3 protein-coding genes are annotated in these 17,784 nt (G+C 47.4%); all 3 read right to left on the bottom strand.

Features of this window, described 5'->3' with window-relative positions:
• Positions 1–98: 98 nt before the first annotated feature.
• On the bottom strand, positions 99–6,278 hold the full coding sequence (locus tag ACO6VG_RS24240; protein WP_422476056.1) for a hypothetical protein: 6,180 nt from the start codon (positions 6,276–6,278) through the stop codon (positions 99–101).
• Between the two features lie 209 nt (positions 6,279–6,487).
• Positions 6,488–11,869, bottom strand: a complete 5,382-nt coding sequence (locus tag ACO6VG_RS24235) for a hypothetical protein (RefSeq protein WP_422476055.1) — start codon at positions 11,867–11,869, stop codon at positions 6,488–6,490.
• Positions 11,866–17,460: a hypothetical protein gene (locus ACO6VG_RS24230; protein WP_422476053.1), complete on the bottom strand. Its 5,595-nt coding sequence runs from the start codon at positions 17,458–17,460 to the stop codon at positions 11,866–11,868. Before ACO6VG_RS24230 ends, ACO6VG_RS24235 begins: the two co-directional genes overlap by 4 nt.
• Between the last annotated feature and the right edge of the window lie 324 nt (positions 17,461–17,784).

The following is a 17,784-nucleotide window of genomic DNA, read 5'->3' as shown; positions in this document are numbered from 1 at the left end:
TTCCTGACAGCGCAACAACAGCCCGAATTTAATCTGCTTGTTTGGGAACCTAACTTCCCTGTTCTCCCTCATCGAGTTGTTTGTTCATTATCATCGCCCTACTGCCAGTTGTAGAAGGTGCCCAGAGTGTAGGAGTAAGGAATACTTTTTGCGTGGGAAAACGACCATTTAGGCAGATTTTCCCTGAAGTATTTCTCCCATCCGTTCTCAAATAGTTTCATGGTTTGATCGCGGCGTTCACGGAACTGCAGGTAATTTTCGTGTCGAGTCCAGCCATGTATCATGTCATTTGCTTCAACACGGTCTGTATAGTCTCCATCGGCTTCACCGAAACGTTGAGGCGAAGCAGTATCGGTACGCATCTCATATTCATCGTCCGTTTCACCTGCGCCTCGCCAGCGATTAATCCTGTCAAGAGTGCGGCCCAGGGGTCCACCCAGCCATTGAGTGAGCATCTTGTTGTCGTTCATAAAAAAGTCGAAAGTGAGACCCGATGCCAGAGCAAATCCGAAGGTTTGAGCACTGGTAAATCCTGCTATAAGACCGTGGGCGTATGCTCCGACGGTGGAAATTGGGCCCAGCATGAGACCGGCTGTGGCGGAGGCCAGCGTTTTCGCTGTTTGTGGTGTTACCCTGTGCAGCAGGGGTACCTGAATCCCTTGCCTGGAACCCATGGATTGCACTATTTCGGGCACCAGACGGAAAATGCTGCGATACATTTGAGGGTTGGCGTTGTACTGTCTGGCAAACAACATGGAGCCGGTTCTCAACAGAATCACTGAAGAAGCGGCCTTGCCCAATGGCATGGCCAGTCCGCCCAGTTCAGAAACTTTCTCGATTCCGTTGTGGTGGGCATATTGCGCGGTTCGGTCTGGATCAACACCATAGTGTTCGAGCCAGTGCTGGAAAGGTATGAGCATCCGGTGCAGGTAATCACCCCTGTTGGTCAGATCCAGAAGGTAGAGGAACGCCATGTTTGTCAGGGACAGATCGGTAGCCTGCCAGACGGTATGGGTCGCCAGCAGGGGTTTGTAACTGGTGTAGTACCAGGTGACAGCCTGTACCAGGAAGGCTGAAGGTTTGCCCCAGTAATCATTGAGCTGCCACTCAACTGCTGCGACATGAGCCAGCATCAATGTGTTATGGATTGCCTTGATCAGGTCTGATTCAGACAGGCCAGCAACATTGGCATAAGGTGTCAGGGTATCCTGAAGATTGCACAGGAAGGCTGCCGTCCTGCGGCCATTTTCAAAGGCAATATCGTCAAGAACGTAGTTGGCGATGACCGCAGCTGCATACTCTTTCATGCCGACAACAGACTCTTTCATACCCGCCGGGTCAGTGGCCGCCACGGTCACAGGATTAAAGGCAGTCTGCATGAATTCGTCAGCCCCCTCATCAGACAGTATCCCGACAACGACTTTAAAGCGAGGCACGTCGACACCGTGTTTGTAGCCAAGCAAGTGTTCAAATTCGGCCACTGTCTGATAACCATCAACACCTCTGACGGCCTTTATATAGTTCTCAAGTTCAACTTTACTGATCAAGCCTTCCCGCAGCAGAGTGATGATCTTGTCAGCACTGGCAGAATGGGTAGCGAAGTATTCTGAGAAGCTTTTCAAGTCTTCCGGTTCATGCCCAACGGAGTCTATGGCTGTTTTGCCAATGTCGCGAATTTCGTCTTGGAATTGCTGAGACCCTATTTCCATCTCATACATGGCGTTGAGCACCATAATCTCGATTTCTTCCAGCACGTCTTCGGGCCGATTTTCCGGGGAGGCGACGGGGGATTTCGGAAAGCTGGTCTTCAGGCTTTTAAAAACTTCCACAATCCGACTGGCCTGTTTAAACGTCAGTTTGTCTCCGGCCATTGCCTGCACGCGAATGGGTGCAAATTCATCGTCAAAATTGAAAACCGAAAGAAATGGTATTGTCTTATCGCTCTGCATTGCTGCTTCGTTCAGGCCAATTGCGGCTTGCAGAGCTTGTTTTTTGAGAGGGTGCCGCTGCATGAAGTCGTTCATATCGGTCAGCAATTTTGCCTGTTTCTCTGAGTACTGGATGAGACTGCGGTCATTCTTGACGGCTTCTTCGGCAACCTTCAGGACTTTTTCCATTCTCACAACGTCTGCTTTCCTGGCTTCAAGTTCAGCTTCCAGACGCATCTGACGGGACGGTTCCTCAATCAGTTGCCGAATCTTGCCGCCAGTACCATCATCACCGCCCAGTTCTAACTGTTTGTTTCTCAGGGCATTAATCCGTTGTTCATTGGTGTCAGAAGTGTCAGGTTCAAGACCCACGGCTGCTTCGGTGGCTTCAAGAAACGCGTCATGATCCGCCAGGTCCTGTTTTGCACTTAATGCAGCTTGATATTTATGATGCAGGGCTGAATTCAGCCGATCCCGATCGATTTTATCTGAGCTTGATGGGTTCCCATTGATGTATTCATAGTCGAACATTTGCTGTTCTTTGCGAACCAGATTTTCTCGTGCATCAACTTCTTCAGCCATTGCATTGGCTAAATCCATACTTTTCCTGTCGTGTTCATGCAGAAACTCCGTGACCTGAGCGTACATTTTTCTGGTTAAAGGCAGTTCACCCCGTACTCCATCGATTTCATCGGCTGCGGCATGAAACGGAGTGTATGTATAGCCATTAACATGAAAAACGTAGTCAGCTTCTTGCAGCGAAGTGGGGTCGAAATGTATCCGGACGTACTGATTTGTTTTGGCTTTCAGTTTCTCAACGATTTTATCTCGTACGTCTACACTGTACCCCAGCAGGAAATTTATGATCTCCTCTGCTCGCTCTTTATTGGTTTGTTCGTCACCTGCAGACAGGCCCAGCTCGGTCTGAAGTTGTTTCATTCCCTGATTGAGAGCGATATTACCCCGGTTATGTTGGAGAAAAATATCCATGTTGCGGTCAGCCATTTCCAGCTCATTTTCAGCTTCTCTTACTGCTCGCCTGGCTCTGGCTACCTCACGATCAAGTAAGTATCGGGGTTTTGGCCCCAGCCGGGCCATTTGCCTGTCAAGCTCATTCTCAATGACTGCGACGCTCTCAGTAACGGTAGGCCGACCCACTTTGAAAATTTCTTTGCTCAGTTTTGAGAGTGTTTCTTCAATGAGATTGGTCTGATCATTCACACAGGCATTATTGTTATAGTCTTCAATGTTGAGTTGATGAGCAATTTCATTGTTAATATTTCTTGATAAATCTTCATCTTCATAGCGGTGGGATACTTTTAACCTTAATTCCGAAACTCTGGACCTTAGGGCTTGCACCTGTTTTTTTCGGCTGACATCTTTTTTTAATTCTACTTTCAGATCATCGGCCAGTTTAGCAATTAAAGCCTTGTCCCTTTTCCTGAGAGCAGCGCTTTCATAAGCGGAGATGCCCAGAATGCGCTCTAAAGCCATGAGCATCTCACTCTGCCGTCCTTTGGCTAGCTGATCTGCATCTTCGACATAAAAGGTAAGATGGGCATCAAGCAGGAGCTTCTCATGTTTACCTTTCCTTTTTTTGTAATCAGCAGGTTTGGTATCGTCTCCCCAGAGGGCATAATACTGCTGCTCGGTTATTTTTTTGATGACATTATTGTCATGAAGTTTTTTACGAACCCTGTCAAGTCGTTCCAGTTTGTTATCACCTTCACTGACCTGGATCCCGAGTATTTCTTCTGCGGTTTTCAGTGTATCCAGCGCCCCTTCCTCTGCCCGCTGCATAGCCTCGTTAAAGTATGTCTGAATTTTCTCAGAAATGGCGTTCCGACGATCATACACATCGCCCTCGCTATCGATGTCGACCATCTTCAGGGTTTTTTCCACAGCAGTGAGTTTCTGAAGTAGTTCAGGGCTGGGTTTGAGGCGGTCTGGCGTTCTGATCTCTTTCAGTTTTTTTTCCAGGCGTGCAAGATTGTGGACCACCCTGAATACCGCTTTTTCCAGGACGTCCTGATTCTTTTCTACGTTGTCTTTACTCAGTTTAATACCAAGAATTTCTGCCAGAGCATTTTGTTTGGCCTCGGTGTAAGAATTATCTTGGCCATGCAGTGTCTCAATTCTATGAAGCAGGACATCTTGTTGAATATCCATTGTCTTGATTTTCTGAAGCATGAGTTGTTTGTGAGCATTCATTTCCTCGATTTTTTGAAGCAGGTGTTCTTGCTGAGCGTCAACATCTGCATTGCTATCAAAATCCTGAATGTTTAAATGTGCGGCAATGGTTGCATAGCGGGCTTTGATTGCGGCTGCTTTTCCAGCTTCTATAATGGTTCTCGGAAGAAGATATCGCTGGACCAAAGCTTCCTGCTGTTCAAGGAGCTGCAGAATGGCCTGCTGACGGGTTTCCGGGGTATCTTTGTCGTTAGAGATCAGGCCGAGATTACTTTCAAGGTTTGTCAGTCTCTGCGGAGCCTCATCGTCGGTCAGGTCTGTCTTATGTCGTATATGCTGCCGAACAGACTGAAAGCGGGCAACAAGATCGTTTTTATTGTTCGGGGTCATACCGAACTGATCTTCAACGGCTGTCAGTATTGTGATTATAATTTCATAGTCAGGCTGTTCTACTGCAGCAAAGGTTGTGACCAACTCCTGGGTGATTTCATGAATTTTATTTCTGAGAAGTCTGGCTTGTTCTTCTGGTGTCTGGGTATTATCCCAATTATAAATACCAAGTTCTGCTGCCGTTTCACGAAATATTTTTTCGTTTAGCTTGCCCAGTTTGGCATATTCTATCCGCAGCTCCTCCAGGTTGTTGTGTAACTCAAACAACTGTCTCGCCATGTCGGTCATGACTCTGAAAGTAAACTCTTCGTCTTTGTCAGGATCGATCTGTGCTTCTTTGATATAGCCGACAACGGGTAACACTTTGCGAATATGCTGAAAAAAGTGCGGGTTCATCAGAAGATTTTTAAGTACGGGTTTGAAGCCAAAGTGTCCTAAGAGTTGCCTGTACATCCGGGTTGGCGTGATGACTAATGAAGCGACTTTGATGTGTTCTGGTGTGAACTCAAATTCATCTGATCCATATGCCTCATCTGGAGAAGCCAGCGCCAATGCCTGCAGGAGGGATTCGTAATATACAAGCGAACGCACCGCCAGTTTATCCTCGTTTGAAAGCACCGTCAGTTGATCTTTGTCAACGTCGGCATCGTGCCGTGCAACTAACTCCTCCAGCACCGCCATCTGCCTGCTTCGAATGACGAACGGGTAGTTTTTGAGCTTGCGTTTGATAAGCTCTGCTTTTACTGCAGGGGCGGGATTATTACCCTCAGCTTCTATCCAGAATTTATAGAGGTTTTCTACGAAAGCGACATCGTCCGGATTCTGCATCAGACCATGAAAAACAATATTCTCCCCCGGAGCTTCTGCTATTTCCAACTTTGGATAACCCGCAGGCACATGATAAACCCGTTTGGCATCCTCAGCGTCTACTATGTAGCCAACAGGTTTGTTGTGTGCCAGTAGTTCGTTCAGAGCCTCCTGTTGTAAATACTCTTCCAGTACATGAACCTGGATATAGGCAGAGGCGGCAGCTGCCAGGAGAGCCTCATCATTGACAAAGAGTGATTGACCCAGACGGTGCAGTTCAGGGGGCTGATCGCCCGCAGCGATAAGGCGCATGAAGGTACGCCCATTCACTTCAACTTTTTCAACTTCAATGGTGGCAAGGCCAACATAGTGATCATTTGAGCCGAGGTTTCCTGCTCTTTCTGCAGCGGCTTTCAAAACTTTAGCCAGTTGCAGGTGGTTGGCGATTTTCGTTAACGGTTGTAATGATGAACTCCAAACTAATTGATCACGAGCAACCTCCACGGAATCCTGATCGGTCATTCCGCCTCTGACTTCAATGACCAGTTCCTTTTCTTCAAGGTTGTGGGTGAACCTGAAGACTCCCTCATCGCCTACTTTGAGAACTTTGATATATTTCTGAGCAACGTCATTTTCGCCTGTTTCAAACTGATCAACACTGGAAACACCATCACCAATACCATAAAGAATTTCTGTAAAACTCATAGTAGTAGAGATAAAGCCCTGACCTTCTGAAGGCTCATAAGGGTACGTGGTGGTAAAAGATTTGGGTATTGGTTGCTGGTCATCACCTAAAGTTGGCTGAACCATGACCTCACTACGAAGTTTCACAACATTTCCGCTGCCCAAAATATAGGCTTTCGTCTGCAGTTTGCGAGCAGCCAGTGCCTCTGTATTAATGATGGAAGAGCTGATCGCAACGGCCACTGCAAGGCTTAATGCATTGTGGCGGATATTTGTCATTCTGCTACCTCAGAGCTGAGTACTTTTGTTATCTTGAAAAGTGATTGCCATACCTGGAGAGGAAGCACATTACAGCGGTTCATGACCGTCAATCGCTCATGGTTGTTCCGGCAAGCTGTTGAGTGAATTTAGTTCAAAGTGAGGAATCCGCCAGAAGCGAATTCAGTTCGCAGTGGTAAAGCTCAATGCCCGTATAATTGAGTGGTTTTTCAGGGAAGGAATGCATTCATGGCTGTAGAGGCTTCCTCAGGCGCTTCAGTCCCTGACTCGAATAAAGCACCCAGAGTGCAGGAGTAAGGAATACTTTCTGCGTGGGAAAACGACCATTTGGGCACATTCTCCCTGAAGTATTTTTCCCAGCTATTCTCGAACATCTTCATGGTGCGATCACGGCGGTCACGGAACTGCAGATAATTTTCATGTCGAGTCCAGCCATGCATCCTGTTGCCTGCTTTAGCACGGTTTGTATAGGCTTCATCAGTTTCATTGAAGCGTTGAGGCGAGGCAATAGCGGTACGTTTCACAAATTCATCTTGCGTTTCCCCCATGCCTTTCCAGCGATTTATCTTGTCAAGACTGCGGCCCAGGGGTCCACCCAGCCACTGAGTGAGCATCTTGTTGTCGTTCATAAAGAAGTCGAAAGTGAGACTCGATGCCAGAGCGAATCCGAAGGTTTGAGCATAAGTGAATCCAGATATAAGGCCATGGGCGTATGCTCCGACAGTGGCTACCGGACCCAGCACCAGACCGGCTGTGGCCGAGGCCAGAGTTTTTACTTTTTGTGGTGTCGCTCTGTGCAGCAAGGGTACCTGAACCCCTTGCCCGGAACCCATGGATTTCACTATTTCGGGCGTCAGACGTGAAATGCTGCGATAGCTGTGCGGGTTGGCGTTGTGCTGTCTGGCAAATAGCATAGCGCCGGTTTGCAGCAGAATGACTGATGACGCGGCCTTGCCCAACGGCATGACCATCCCGCCCACCTCAGAGACTTGTTCAATTCCACTGTGGTAGGCATATTGCCCGGTTCGGTCAAGATCAACACCGTAGCCTTGCAACCAGTGCTGGAAGGGTATGAGCATCCGGTGCAGGTAATCACCCCTGTTGGTCAGATCCAGAAGGTAGAGGAATACCATGTTTGACAGCGACAGATCGTTAGCCTGCCAGACGGTATGGGTCGCCAGCAGGGGTTTGTAACTGGTGTAGTACCAGGTGACAGCCTGTACCAGAAAAGCTGAAGGTTTGACCCAGTAATCATTGAGTTGCCACTCAACTGCTGCGACATGAGCCAGCATCAATGTGTTATGGATGGCCTTGATCAGGTCTGATTCAGACAGGCCAGCAACATTGGTATAAGGTGTCAGGGTATCCTGAAGATTGCACAGGAAGGCTGCCGTCCTGCGGCCATTTTCAAAGGCAATATCGTCAAGCACGTAGTTGGCGATGACCGCAGCTGCATACTCTTTCATGCCGACAACAGACTCTTTCATACCCGCCGGGTGAGAGGCCGCCACGGTCACAGGATTAAAGGCAGTCTGCATGAATTCGTCAGCTCCCTTATCAGACAGTATCCCGACAACAACCTTGAAGCGAGGCACGTCGACACCGTGTTTGTAGCCAAGCAAGTGTTCAAATTCGGCCACTGTCTGATAACCATCAACACCTCTGACGGCCTTTATATAGTTGTCAAGTTCAACCTTGCTGATTGAGCCTTCCTGCAGCAGAGTAGTGATCTTGTTAGCACAGGCAGAATGGGTAGCGAAGTATTCCGAGAAGCTTTTCAGCTCCTCTGGTGAGTACTGGAAGGGACCACCGTCATTTTCGACGGCTTCCTCTGCAGCTCTCAGGGCTTCCCTTAATATCTCTAATTCCGCTTTTTTGCCCTCTGCTGCTCTTTTCAGATTCTGCTGTTTCCGTGTCAGTTGCAGAATCTTGCCGCCAAAACCATCATCCCCACCCAGTTCCAGCTGTTTGTTTCTCAGGGCATCAATACGGGCGTCATGGGTAGCAGTGGAGTCTGGCTTAAGACCCAGATTATTTTCAATGACTTTAAGACTTGCTTCATGATCCTCCAGAGTTTCCAGTGCTTTTGATATTTTTACTATTTTGTCCATTATTTCTTTATTGTGCTCAAGTTTGGTTTTAGTTTTCGGATCTATGTCTTTGGAGTTGTCAATCGCCTGATTTTCAGTATCCAGAGGCGCTTGTGATTGCTTTTCTTCATCCTTGGCACTGGCCAACTCCATTTCTCTAAAATCGTGCTCATGCAGGAACTGTGTAACCTGAGTGTACTTTCTCCTGGTTTCTGGCAGTTCGCCCTCTGCGTGATTGACTTTATCCTTACCATGAGACGCTTGATAGTCTCTAATGGCATTAATGTAATTAGATCCTTCTAAATAATTATCATGGTCAAACTCAAAAGGGATTTTCAGGGCTCTAATGTTAGTGTTCAGCTGATGAATGAGGCCAACCCGTTTTTCTGCATAGTATTCGCTTTCCTGAAGAAAGCGTTCGATGTCGTTTAATAGGTCTTCAGGGGTTTGATTATCATTCTGAGTCAGGCCAAACCTGGCATGAATGCGTTTCAGTGATTTATGGAGAGCCGTAATGTATTTATCTCTGTCGGTGGGGACGTCAGTAGAATCTGTGAATACCACCTGTTTACGATCAACAGCATCCAGTTTGCGATGAAGTTCCTCCAGCTCAGTTTCAGCTTCTTCTATGCTTACTTTCGCTCTGGCCAGCTCTCGATCAAGAACGTATCGGGGCTTAGGTCCCAGGCGAGCCATTTGCCTGTCAAGCTCATTCTCAATGGCTGCAACGCGCTCATTAACATCGGGCTGACCCGCATTGAAAACTTCTTCATCCAGCCGCGCGAGTGTCGCTGTAATCAGACGGTTCTGGTCTTTGAGAGGAGCATCTTCTTTATAATTTTCAATGTTGAGTTGAAGAGCTATTTCATTGTTTCTGTCTCTTTTGACACTTTCATGGTTATAGAGTTCGTCTACTTCATCCGTTAATAACCAAATTTTGGTACTTAGAGCATCCTTTTTTTCATCCAGGCTGGCATCTTTTCTAAATTTTACTTTCAGGACATCGGCCAGTGTAGCAATGAAATGCTGGCCTCTTTCTTCAGCCGCAGAGTTTTCGCTAATGTCGATGTTCAGCTTTTCCTCTACAACTTTAAGCAGCACTATCTGTTGTTTTGTGATTAACTCATCAGCGTCTTCGACAAGAAAGTTAAGACGCCCTTGCAGCCTCGCAAGTTTTAATTTCCCTGTTTCGTACGTCGGTGCGATGTTTTTTTTCCGGACCCTGTAATCTATATCAGCCAGCATTTTTTCGGTGACATCATCGCTCTCAAGTTTGCTACGAACCCTGTTAAGTCTTTCTGCATTGCCATCATCTTCATTGACTTTGATCCCGACGATTTCTTCTATGATTTTCAGTATACGCTGCGCCTCTTCCTCTGCATTCTGTCTGACATCAGTGATGTATGTCTGAATTTCCTCAGAAATGGCGTGACGACGGTCATAGACATCTTCTTTTCTATCGAGGTCATCCATCTTCAGGGCTTTTTCCACAGCCGTCAGTTTCTCTACTACTTCAGGCATGGCTTTGGTATGGTCTGGTGTTCTGATGTCTTCCAGTTCTTCTTTCGAATCTGTAAGAATATGAACTCTGTTGTGTATTGGCTGTATCAGTGCCGACAGGTGCTGTTGAATGGACTGAAAGCGGGCACCCAGGTCGTTTTCATTATCGGGAGTAATACCGAGTTGGCCTTCAATAGCGGCCAGATTTGTTTTTACAGTGTCTTTGTCATTAAGTCTCTCTCTGATGCGTATGGCTTGCTCTTCGGGTGACTGGGCATCATCCCAGTGATCAATACCAAGGGCTTCTGCCAGCTCAATGTTGCGAATTTTTATGGCTTTTTCTCTGGCATTACGAACTTCCTGTTTCAGTGCCGGAATTTCCGCGACTTCCTGCTGAAGTTTCTGTAACTGGTTTTGCAGTCCTTCCTGCAATGAAAGAGACCGCGCAAGGTCATGCTCAGCTTTAACTTCAATTTTTTGCCTGAGTTTAAGTGCCAGGATTTTTTCCCTCTGAATCAGCTGTCTGGCCATGTCGGCAGTGACTTTGGCCGCAAACGGATCGTCCTGGTAAGCCACATCGGCCCGTAATTCGGCGGCAACGGGGTTCAGAATACTCTGAACAAAATCCTGGTTCGTCAGAAGATCTCCAAGCACGGATTTGAAGCTGAAGTATTTTGCGAATTGCATCTGCAGCCAGGTTGGCGTGATGGCTAACGAAGCGACTCTGATGTGTTCTGTTGTGAGCTCAAATTCAGCAGCTGGAGATGCCAGAGTTGGAGTAGCACTGACCAATGCCTGCTGGAGAAATTCGTAGCATGCAAGTGTATTCAATGCCCGTTTATCTTCGTTTGTAAGCGTCGTTGGCTCTTCAGCGCCGTGCCGCGCAACAATCTCCTCCAGCACTGCCATCTGCCTGCTTCGAATCACGTACAGGTAGGTTTCGACCTTACCTTTTTTAACTTTTGTTGCCGCTGACGGGATGGTGTAGTCAGCCTCCGCTTCTTTCCAGAGGTTATAGATGTTTTCTACAAAAGTGAGATCATGCGGATTCGGCTTCTGACCATGGAAGACGATAACCTCCCCCGGAGCTTCTGCTACTTCCAGTTTTGGGTAACCCGAGGGCACAGGACAAAGCTGTTTGTCACCCTCGACGTGGACAACATATCCGACGGGTTTGTTGTGCGCTAACAGTTCATTAAGAGCTTTCTGTTGTAAACCTATTTTCAGAACGTGAACCTGGATGTAGGCAGAGGCGGCGGCTGCCAGAAGAACATCATCATTGACAAAGAGTGATTGACCCAGACGTTGCAGCTCAGGAGGCTGATCGCCCGCAGCGATAAGACGCATGAAGGTACGCCCATTCACTGCAACTTTTTCTACTTCAATGGTGGCAAGTTCGACATAGTGATCACTTGCGCCAAGGTCTCCTGCTTTGTCATCAGCTGCTCCCAGCACAGCATGCAGCAGTTGGGGGTGGGCGATTTTCGTTAATGGTTCTAATAATTTAATGCCAACTAATCGACGACGGACAGCCCAGACTGAATCCTCGTCGGTCATTCTGCCTCTGACTTCAATGACCAGTTTCTCTTCTCCAAGGTTATGAGTGAACCTGAAGATTCCTTTATTATCCACCTTCAGAATTTTGGTGTATTTCTGAGCAACGTCGTTCTCGCCTGTTTCAAACTGATCAACAGTGGAAACGCCACCATAGATATTATAAAGAATGTCTGTAAAGCTTACAGAGTGAATACTGTAGCTCGTTCTGTCATGATTCTGATCAATGTAGAGGGTGTTAATGGATTTGGGTATTGACTGCTGGTCATCCCCTACAGCTGGCATAACAGTGACTTCACTCTGGGTAAACTCCGCATGTCTATAGCTCAGAAAATGGACAGATTTCGTCTGCAGCCTGCGACCGGCCAGTGCCGGTGTAGCTATCATGGAAGCACTGACGGCAACGGCCACTGCAAGGCTTAATACACCAGGGCGGAGATATGTCATTTTACTGCCTCGAAGAAGGCACCCAGAGTGTGGGAGTAAGGAATACTTTCTGCGTGGGAAAACGACCATTTGGGCACATTTTCCCTGAAGTATTTCTCCCAGCCATTCTCAAATAGTTTCATGGTGTGATCGCGGCGTTCACGGAATTGCAGGTAATTTTCGTGTCGAGTCCAGCCATGTATCATGTCATTTGCTTCAACACGGTCTGTATAGGCTGCATCGGTTTCACCGAAGCGTTGAGGCGAAGCAGTATCGGTGCGCATCACATATTCATCGTCCGTTTCACCTGCGCCTCGCCAGCGATTTATCCTGTCAAGAGTGCGGCCCAGAGGTCCACCCAGCCATTGAGTGAGCATCTTGTTGTCGTTCATAAAGAAGTCGAAAGTGAGACCCGATGCCAGAGCAAATCCGAACGTTTGAGCACAGGTAAATCCGGCTATGAGACCGTGGGCGTATGCTCCGACGGTGGAAACTGGGCCCAGCACCAGACCAGCTGTGGCGGAGGCCAGGGTTTTCACTGTTTGTGGTGTTACCCTGTGCAGCAGGGGTATCTGAATCCCTTGTCCGGAACCCATTGATTTCACTATTTCGGGCAGCAGACGGAAAATGCTGCGATACATTTGCGGGTTGGCGTTGTACTGTCTGGCAAACAACATGGAGCCGGTTCTCAACAGAATCACTGCAGAAGCGGCCTTGCCCAATGGCATGGCCAGTCCGCCCAGTTCAGAAACTTTTTCAATTCCTTTGTGTTGGGCATATTGTGCGGTTCGGTCAAGATCAACACCATAGCGTTCCAGCCAGTGCTGAAAAGGTATGAGCATCCGGTGCAGGTAATCACCCCTGTTGGTCAGATCCAGAAGATAGAGGAATGCCATGTTCGACAGGGACAGATCGGCAGCCTGCCAGACGGTATGGGTCGCCAGCAGGGGTTTGTAACTGGTGTAGTACCAGGTGACAGCCTGTACCAGAAAAGCTGAAGGTTTGACCCAGTAATCATTGAGCTGCCACTCAACTGCTGCGACATGAGCCAGCATCAATGTGTTATGGATGGCCTTGATCAGGTCTGATTCAGACAGGCCAGCAACATTGGCATAAGGTGTCAGGGTATCCTGAAGATTGCTCAGGAAGGCTGCCGTCCTGCGGCCATTTTCAAAGGCAATATCGTCAAGAACGTAGTTGGCGATGACCGCAGCTGCATACTCTTTCATGCCGACAACAGACTCTTTCATACCTGCCGGGTCAGTGGCCGCCACGGTCACAGGATTAAAGGCAGTCTGCATGAATTCTTCAGCCCCCTCATCAGACAGTGTCCCGACAACGACTTTGAAGCGAGGCACGTCGACACCGTGTTTGTAGCCAAGTAAGTGTTCAAATTCGGCCACTGTCTGATAACCATCAACACCTCTGACGGCCTTTATGTAGCTTTCGAGTTCAAGCTTGCTGATCAAGCCTTCCTGCAGCAAAGTTATGATCTTGTTAGCACTGGCAGAATGGACAGCGAAGTATTCCGGGAAGCTTTCCAGATCCTCTGGTTCATGCTCGACGAAGTGAATGTCTGTTTTGCCCATGGCGCGAATTTCGTCCTTGAATTGTTGAGACCCTATTTCCATCTGAGACATGGCCTTGAGTACCAGAATATCAACTTCATCCAGCGCATCCCTGGGCTGGCCGTACAGGGGCTGGACAGGGTATTTCGGAAAGCTGGTCTTCAGGCTCTTAAAAACTTCCACAATCCGACTGGCCTGTTTAAATGTCAGTGTGTCTCCAGCCAATGCCTTTACGCGAATGGATGCGAATTCATCGTCAAAATTGAAAACCGGAAGAAATGGCATTGCTTTATCGCTCTCCATTGTTGCCAGGTGCAGGCCAATTGCGGCTTGCAGAGCTTGTTTTTTGAGAGGGTGCTGCTGCATGAAGTCGTTCATATCGGTCAGCAGTTTTGCATGTCTCTCTGTGTACTGGATGGGACTGCGGACATTCTTGGCGGCTTCTTCGGCAACCTTCAGGACATTTTTCATTCTCACAACGTCTGCTTTACTGGCTTCAATTTCAGCTTCCAGACGCATACCCAGGGACGGTTCCTCAATCAGTTGCCGGATCTTGCCGCCAGCACCATCGTCACCACCCAGTTCTACTTGTTTGTTTCTCAGGGCATTAATCCGTTGTTCATTAGTGTCAGAAGCGTCTGGTTTAAGACCCACAGCTGCTTCAGTGGCTTCAAGAAGCGCGTCATGATCCGCCAGGTCCTGTTTTGCAATTAATGCAGCTTGATATTTACGATTCATGGCTGAATTCAGCCGATCCCGATCGATTTTATCGGAGCTTGATGGGTTCCTATTGATGTTTTCATAGTCGAACATCTGCTGTTCTTTGCGAACCAGATTTTCTCGTGCAGCAACTTCTTCAGCCATTGCGTTGGCTAAATCGATACTTTTCCTGTCGTGCTCACGCAGGAATTCCGTGACTTGAGTGTACTTTTTTCTGGTTAAAGGCAGTTCATTCCACAATCTTTCCATTTCACCGGTTGTTTCCCGACCCGGAGTATATGAATAACCATTAAAAGTAAGAACGTAATCATCAGCTTCTTCCAGCGAAGCGGGGTCGCCTTTTATCCAGACGCGCAGATTGGTTTTGGCTTTCAGCTCCTCAATGATTTTATCTCGTATGTCTACTCTGTATCCCAGCAGGTAATATATGATGTCCTCTGCCCGCTCTTCGTTGGTTTGCTCGTCACCTGCAGGCAGACCCAGCTGGGTCTGATACTGTTTCATTGCCTGATTGATAGCAATGTCTTCCGGGGTACGTTGGAGCAAAACATCCATATTGTAGTTTGCTTTTTCCAGCTCATTTTCAGCTTCTTTTACTGCTCGCCTGGCTCTGGCTACTTCGTGATCAAGAACGTATCGGGGTTTTGGTCCCAGCAGAGCCATTTGCCTGTCAAGCTCATTCTCAATGACTGCGATATGTTCATTAATGGTAGGCTCAACGACGTTGAAAACGTCTCTAATCATTTTTGAGAATGTTTTATCAACGAGACTGATCCGGTCATTCTGACAGGCATTGTTTTTATCTCCTGAGACAGGTTCATCTTTACAGCGCCTGATTGCGTCAAACTTTAATTCTGAAAGGCTTTTTAACATAGCAATCATATGTTCACGCATACTGGCATCTTTCTTTAATTCTACTTCCAGGCCGTCGGCCATTTTAGCAATGAAAGCCATGCCTCTTTCTTTAGCAGGAGCGTTTTCGTTCTTGTCGATGCCCAGCCTGTTCTCTACAGCTTCAAGCATCCTTATCTGTCGTCTTGTGGCTAGCTCATCCGTTTCAACATAAGAGGTAATACGCACGCAAAGCTGGAGCTTCTCAAGTTTACCTTTCCTTCTTTCGTAATCAGGTTTGGGATCTTCTCTCCAGAGGGCTTGAAATTGATACTCCGTCATTTTTTCGATGACATCATCCTCCAGAAGCTTATCACGAACCCTTTCAAGTCGTTCCAGGTTGTTATCACCTTCACTGACTTGGATCTCGAGTATTTCTTCTGCAGTTTTCAGCACATCCAGCGCCTCTTCTTCTGTCCGCCGTTTGGCCTCCTTGAGGTATGTCTGAATTTTCTCAGAAATGGCGTTCCGGCGATCATAGACATCCCCCTCGCTATTGAGGTCGACCATGTTCAGTGCTTTTTCTACAGCAGTCAGTTTCCGAAGTACTTCAGGGCGGTGGCTTGGCGTTCCAGCTTCTGTTGCAGCAAGCCTTGTGGCAACTGATTGGTGGATTTCATGAATTTTTCTGCTGATAATTCTGGACTGTTCTTCGGGGGGTTGAGTGACATCCCAGTCATCAATGCCAAGCTCTTCTGCCAGTTGCGCGTTGTGAGCTTTTGCGGCATCATTGCGCACATGTTTTTTTAGCAGTTGAATTTGATCGTCTTCCCATCGAAGTGTCTTTATCTGGTTTTCCTGCTCTTCTACTCTGGCACGAAGCTGTTCAAGCTTATCCTCATAGTAATGTATTAGTTCTGTTAATTCGTCTTGATCGCTGAGTTCGGCCTCTTTTACCCTCAGCTTTTCCAGCTCGTTTTCCATTTCAATCAGCTGCATGGCAAATTTGCGCTTGACTTTGGAAGCAAAGCCTTCCTGTTCGCTGGAAGGATCGTCAAAATAATCGTCAGAAAATACGGTGGTATCGGATTTAATTATTTGATGAATATTCTGAATGAAATACCGGTTATTCAGAAGGTTTCCAAGTACGGGTTTGAAGCTGAAGCGTTTGACAAGTTCGACATGCATCCAGGTCGGCGTGATGAACGACGAAACAAATCTGACCTGTGGTATTGTTAATTTAAATTCATCGGCTCGATCTGAACTGGCACAGGTCAATGCCTGCTGGAGATATTCATAGTATGCAAGTGTCACCACGTTGCCAAAGTATAAAAAAGACGTACCTGTATTACTGACAATGCCCTTCTCGTGCTCTGCAGCTAACTCCTCGAGCACTGCCATCTGCCTGCTTCTAATGTTGTACTGGTAGCTTTTGAGCCGGTCTTTTTTAATCTGTATCGTTTCTCGAGGGCGAGGACTGTTGCGGAACTCTTCCATCCAGACGTCATAGATAGCTTCCATAAAAGCGATATCCGTCGGATTCTGCTTCTGACCACGGAAAACAATAATCTCCCCCGGAGTCTCAGTCACTTCCAGTTTTGGAAAGCCTGCAGGCACAGGGAGAGCCTGCGTGTTATCCTCAGCGTAGATAACATAGCCAACGGGTTTCTGGCAGGACAAGAGTTTATTCAGAGTTTCCTGTTGTAAATCTTCTCTCAGAACATGAACCTGGGCATAGGCAGAGGTGGCTGCTGCTAAAAGCACCTCATCATTGACAAAGAGCGATTGACCCAGACGTTGCAGTTCTGGTGGCTCATCGCCTGCAGCGATCAGTCGCATAAAGGTGCGCCCTTTCACTTCAACCTGGTCTACTTCAATAGTGGCAAGGGCAACATAGTTATCAATTTCGCCAAGACTTCCTGCTCTTTCATTCGCACCTTTCAGCACGCCGACCAGATGTTCAGGGTCGGCGACTTTCGTAAACGGTTCCAGTGGTTGGATATCACTTGATTGAGCACGAACAGCCGAAATTGAATTCTGATCGGTCATTCCTTTTCTAACTTCAATGACCAGTTTCTTTTCCGCAAGATTATGGGTGAATTTGAAGATCCCCTCATCACCGACCTTGAGGACTTTGGTGTATTTCTGAGCAACGTCATTATCGTCCGTTACAAACAGATCAACACTGGAAACGCCACCTTCGATGCCGGAAAGAACGTCTGTGAAGCCTTCAGAAGGAGCCTCGTAGCCTGCTACGGCTTCAGTCTGATCTGGGTAGGTGGTTGTAAAAGATTTGGGTATGGGTTGCTGGTCATGACCTAAAGTTGGCTGAACTATGACCTCACTCTGGATAAACTCCACAGATTCATTGTCCAGAATGTCAAAAGATTTTGTCTGCAGTCTGCGATCGGCCAGTGCCTGTGTACTGATGATGGAAGAGCTGATTGCAATGGCCACTGCAAGGCTTAATGCAGTGGGGTGAATAGTTGTCATTCTGCGATCTCACTGCTTTTGTTATCGTGAAAAGTGATTGTTGCACCAGACGAGGAAGCAACTTTCAAAATCACCCATGGTTGTTAATTGCTCATGGTTGATACGGTAAGCCGAAGTGTTCACCTGTTTCATGGTGAATTGCTGAGGTTGCTGGTGGAAAGCTTGATTGAGAGGTGTTTCTCTTATCATCACCGTGTACTTACAGTTCATCATCCTTTTGCAATTTATTGAAGGCTTCAAGAGTGTAGAAGTAAGGAATGTTTTCTGCAGAAAAAAATAAGACACCCATGGAGAAAAAAAAAGAAAAATAAGACACCCATGGAA

The organism is Endozoicomonas sp. ALB032, assembly GCF_049310125.1.
Lineage (GTDB): Bacteria > Pseudomonadota > Gammaproteobacteria > Pseudomonadales > Endozoicomonadaceae > Endozoicomonas_A.
This window is presented reverse-complemented; position numbering and strand designations above follow the sequence as displayed.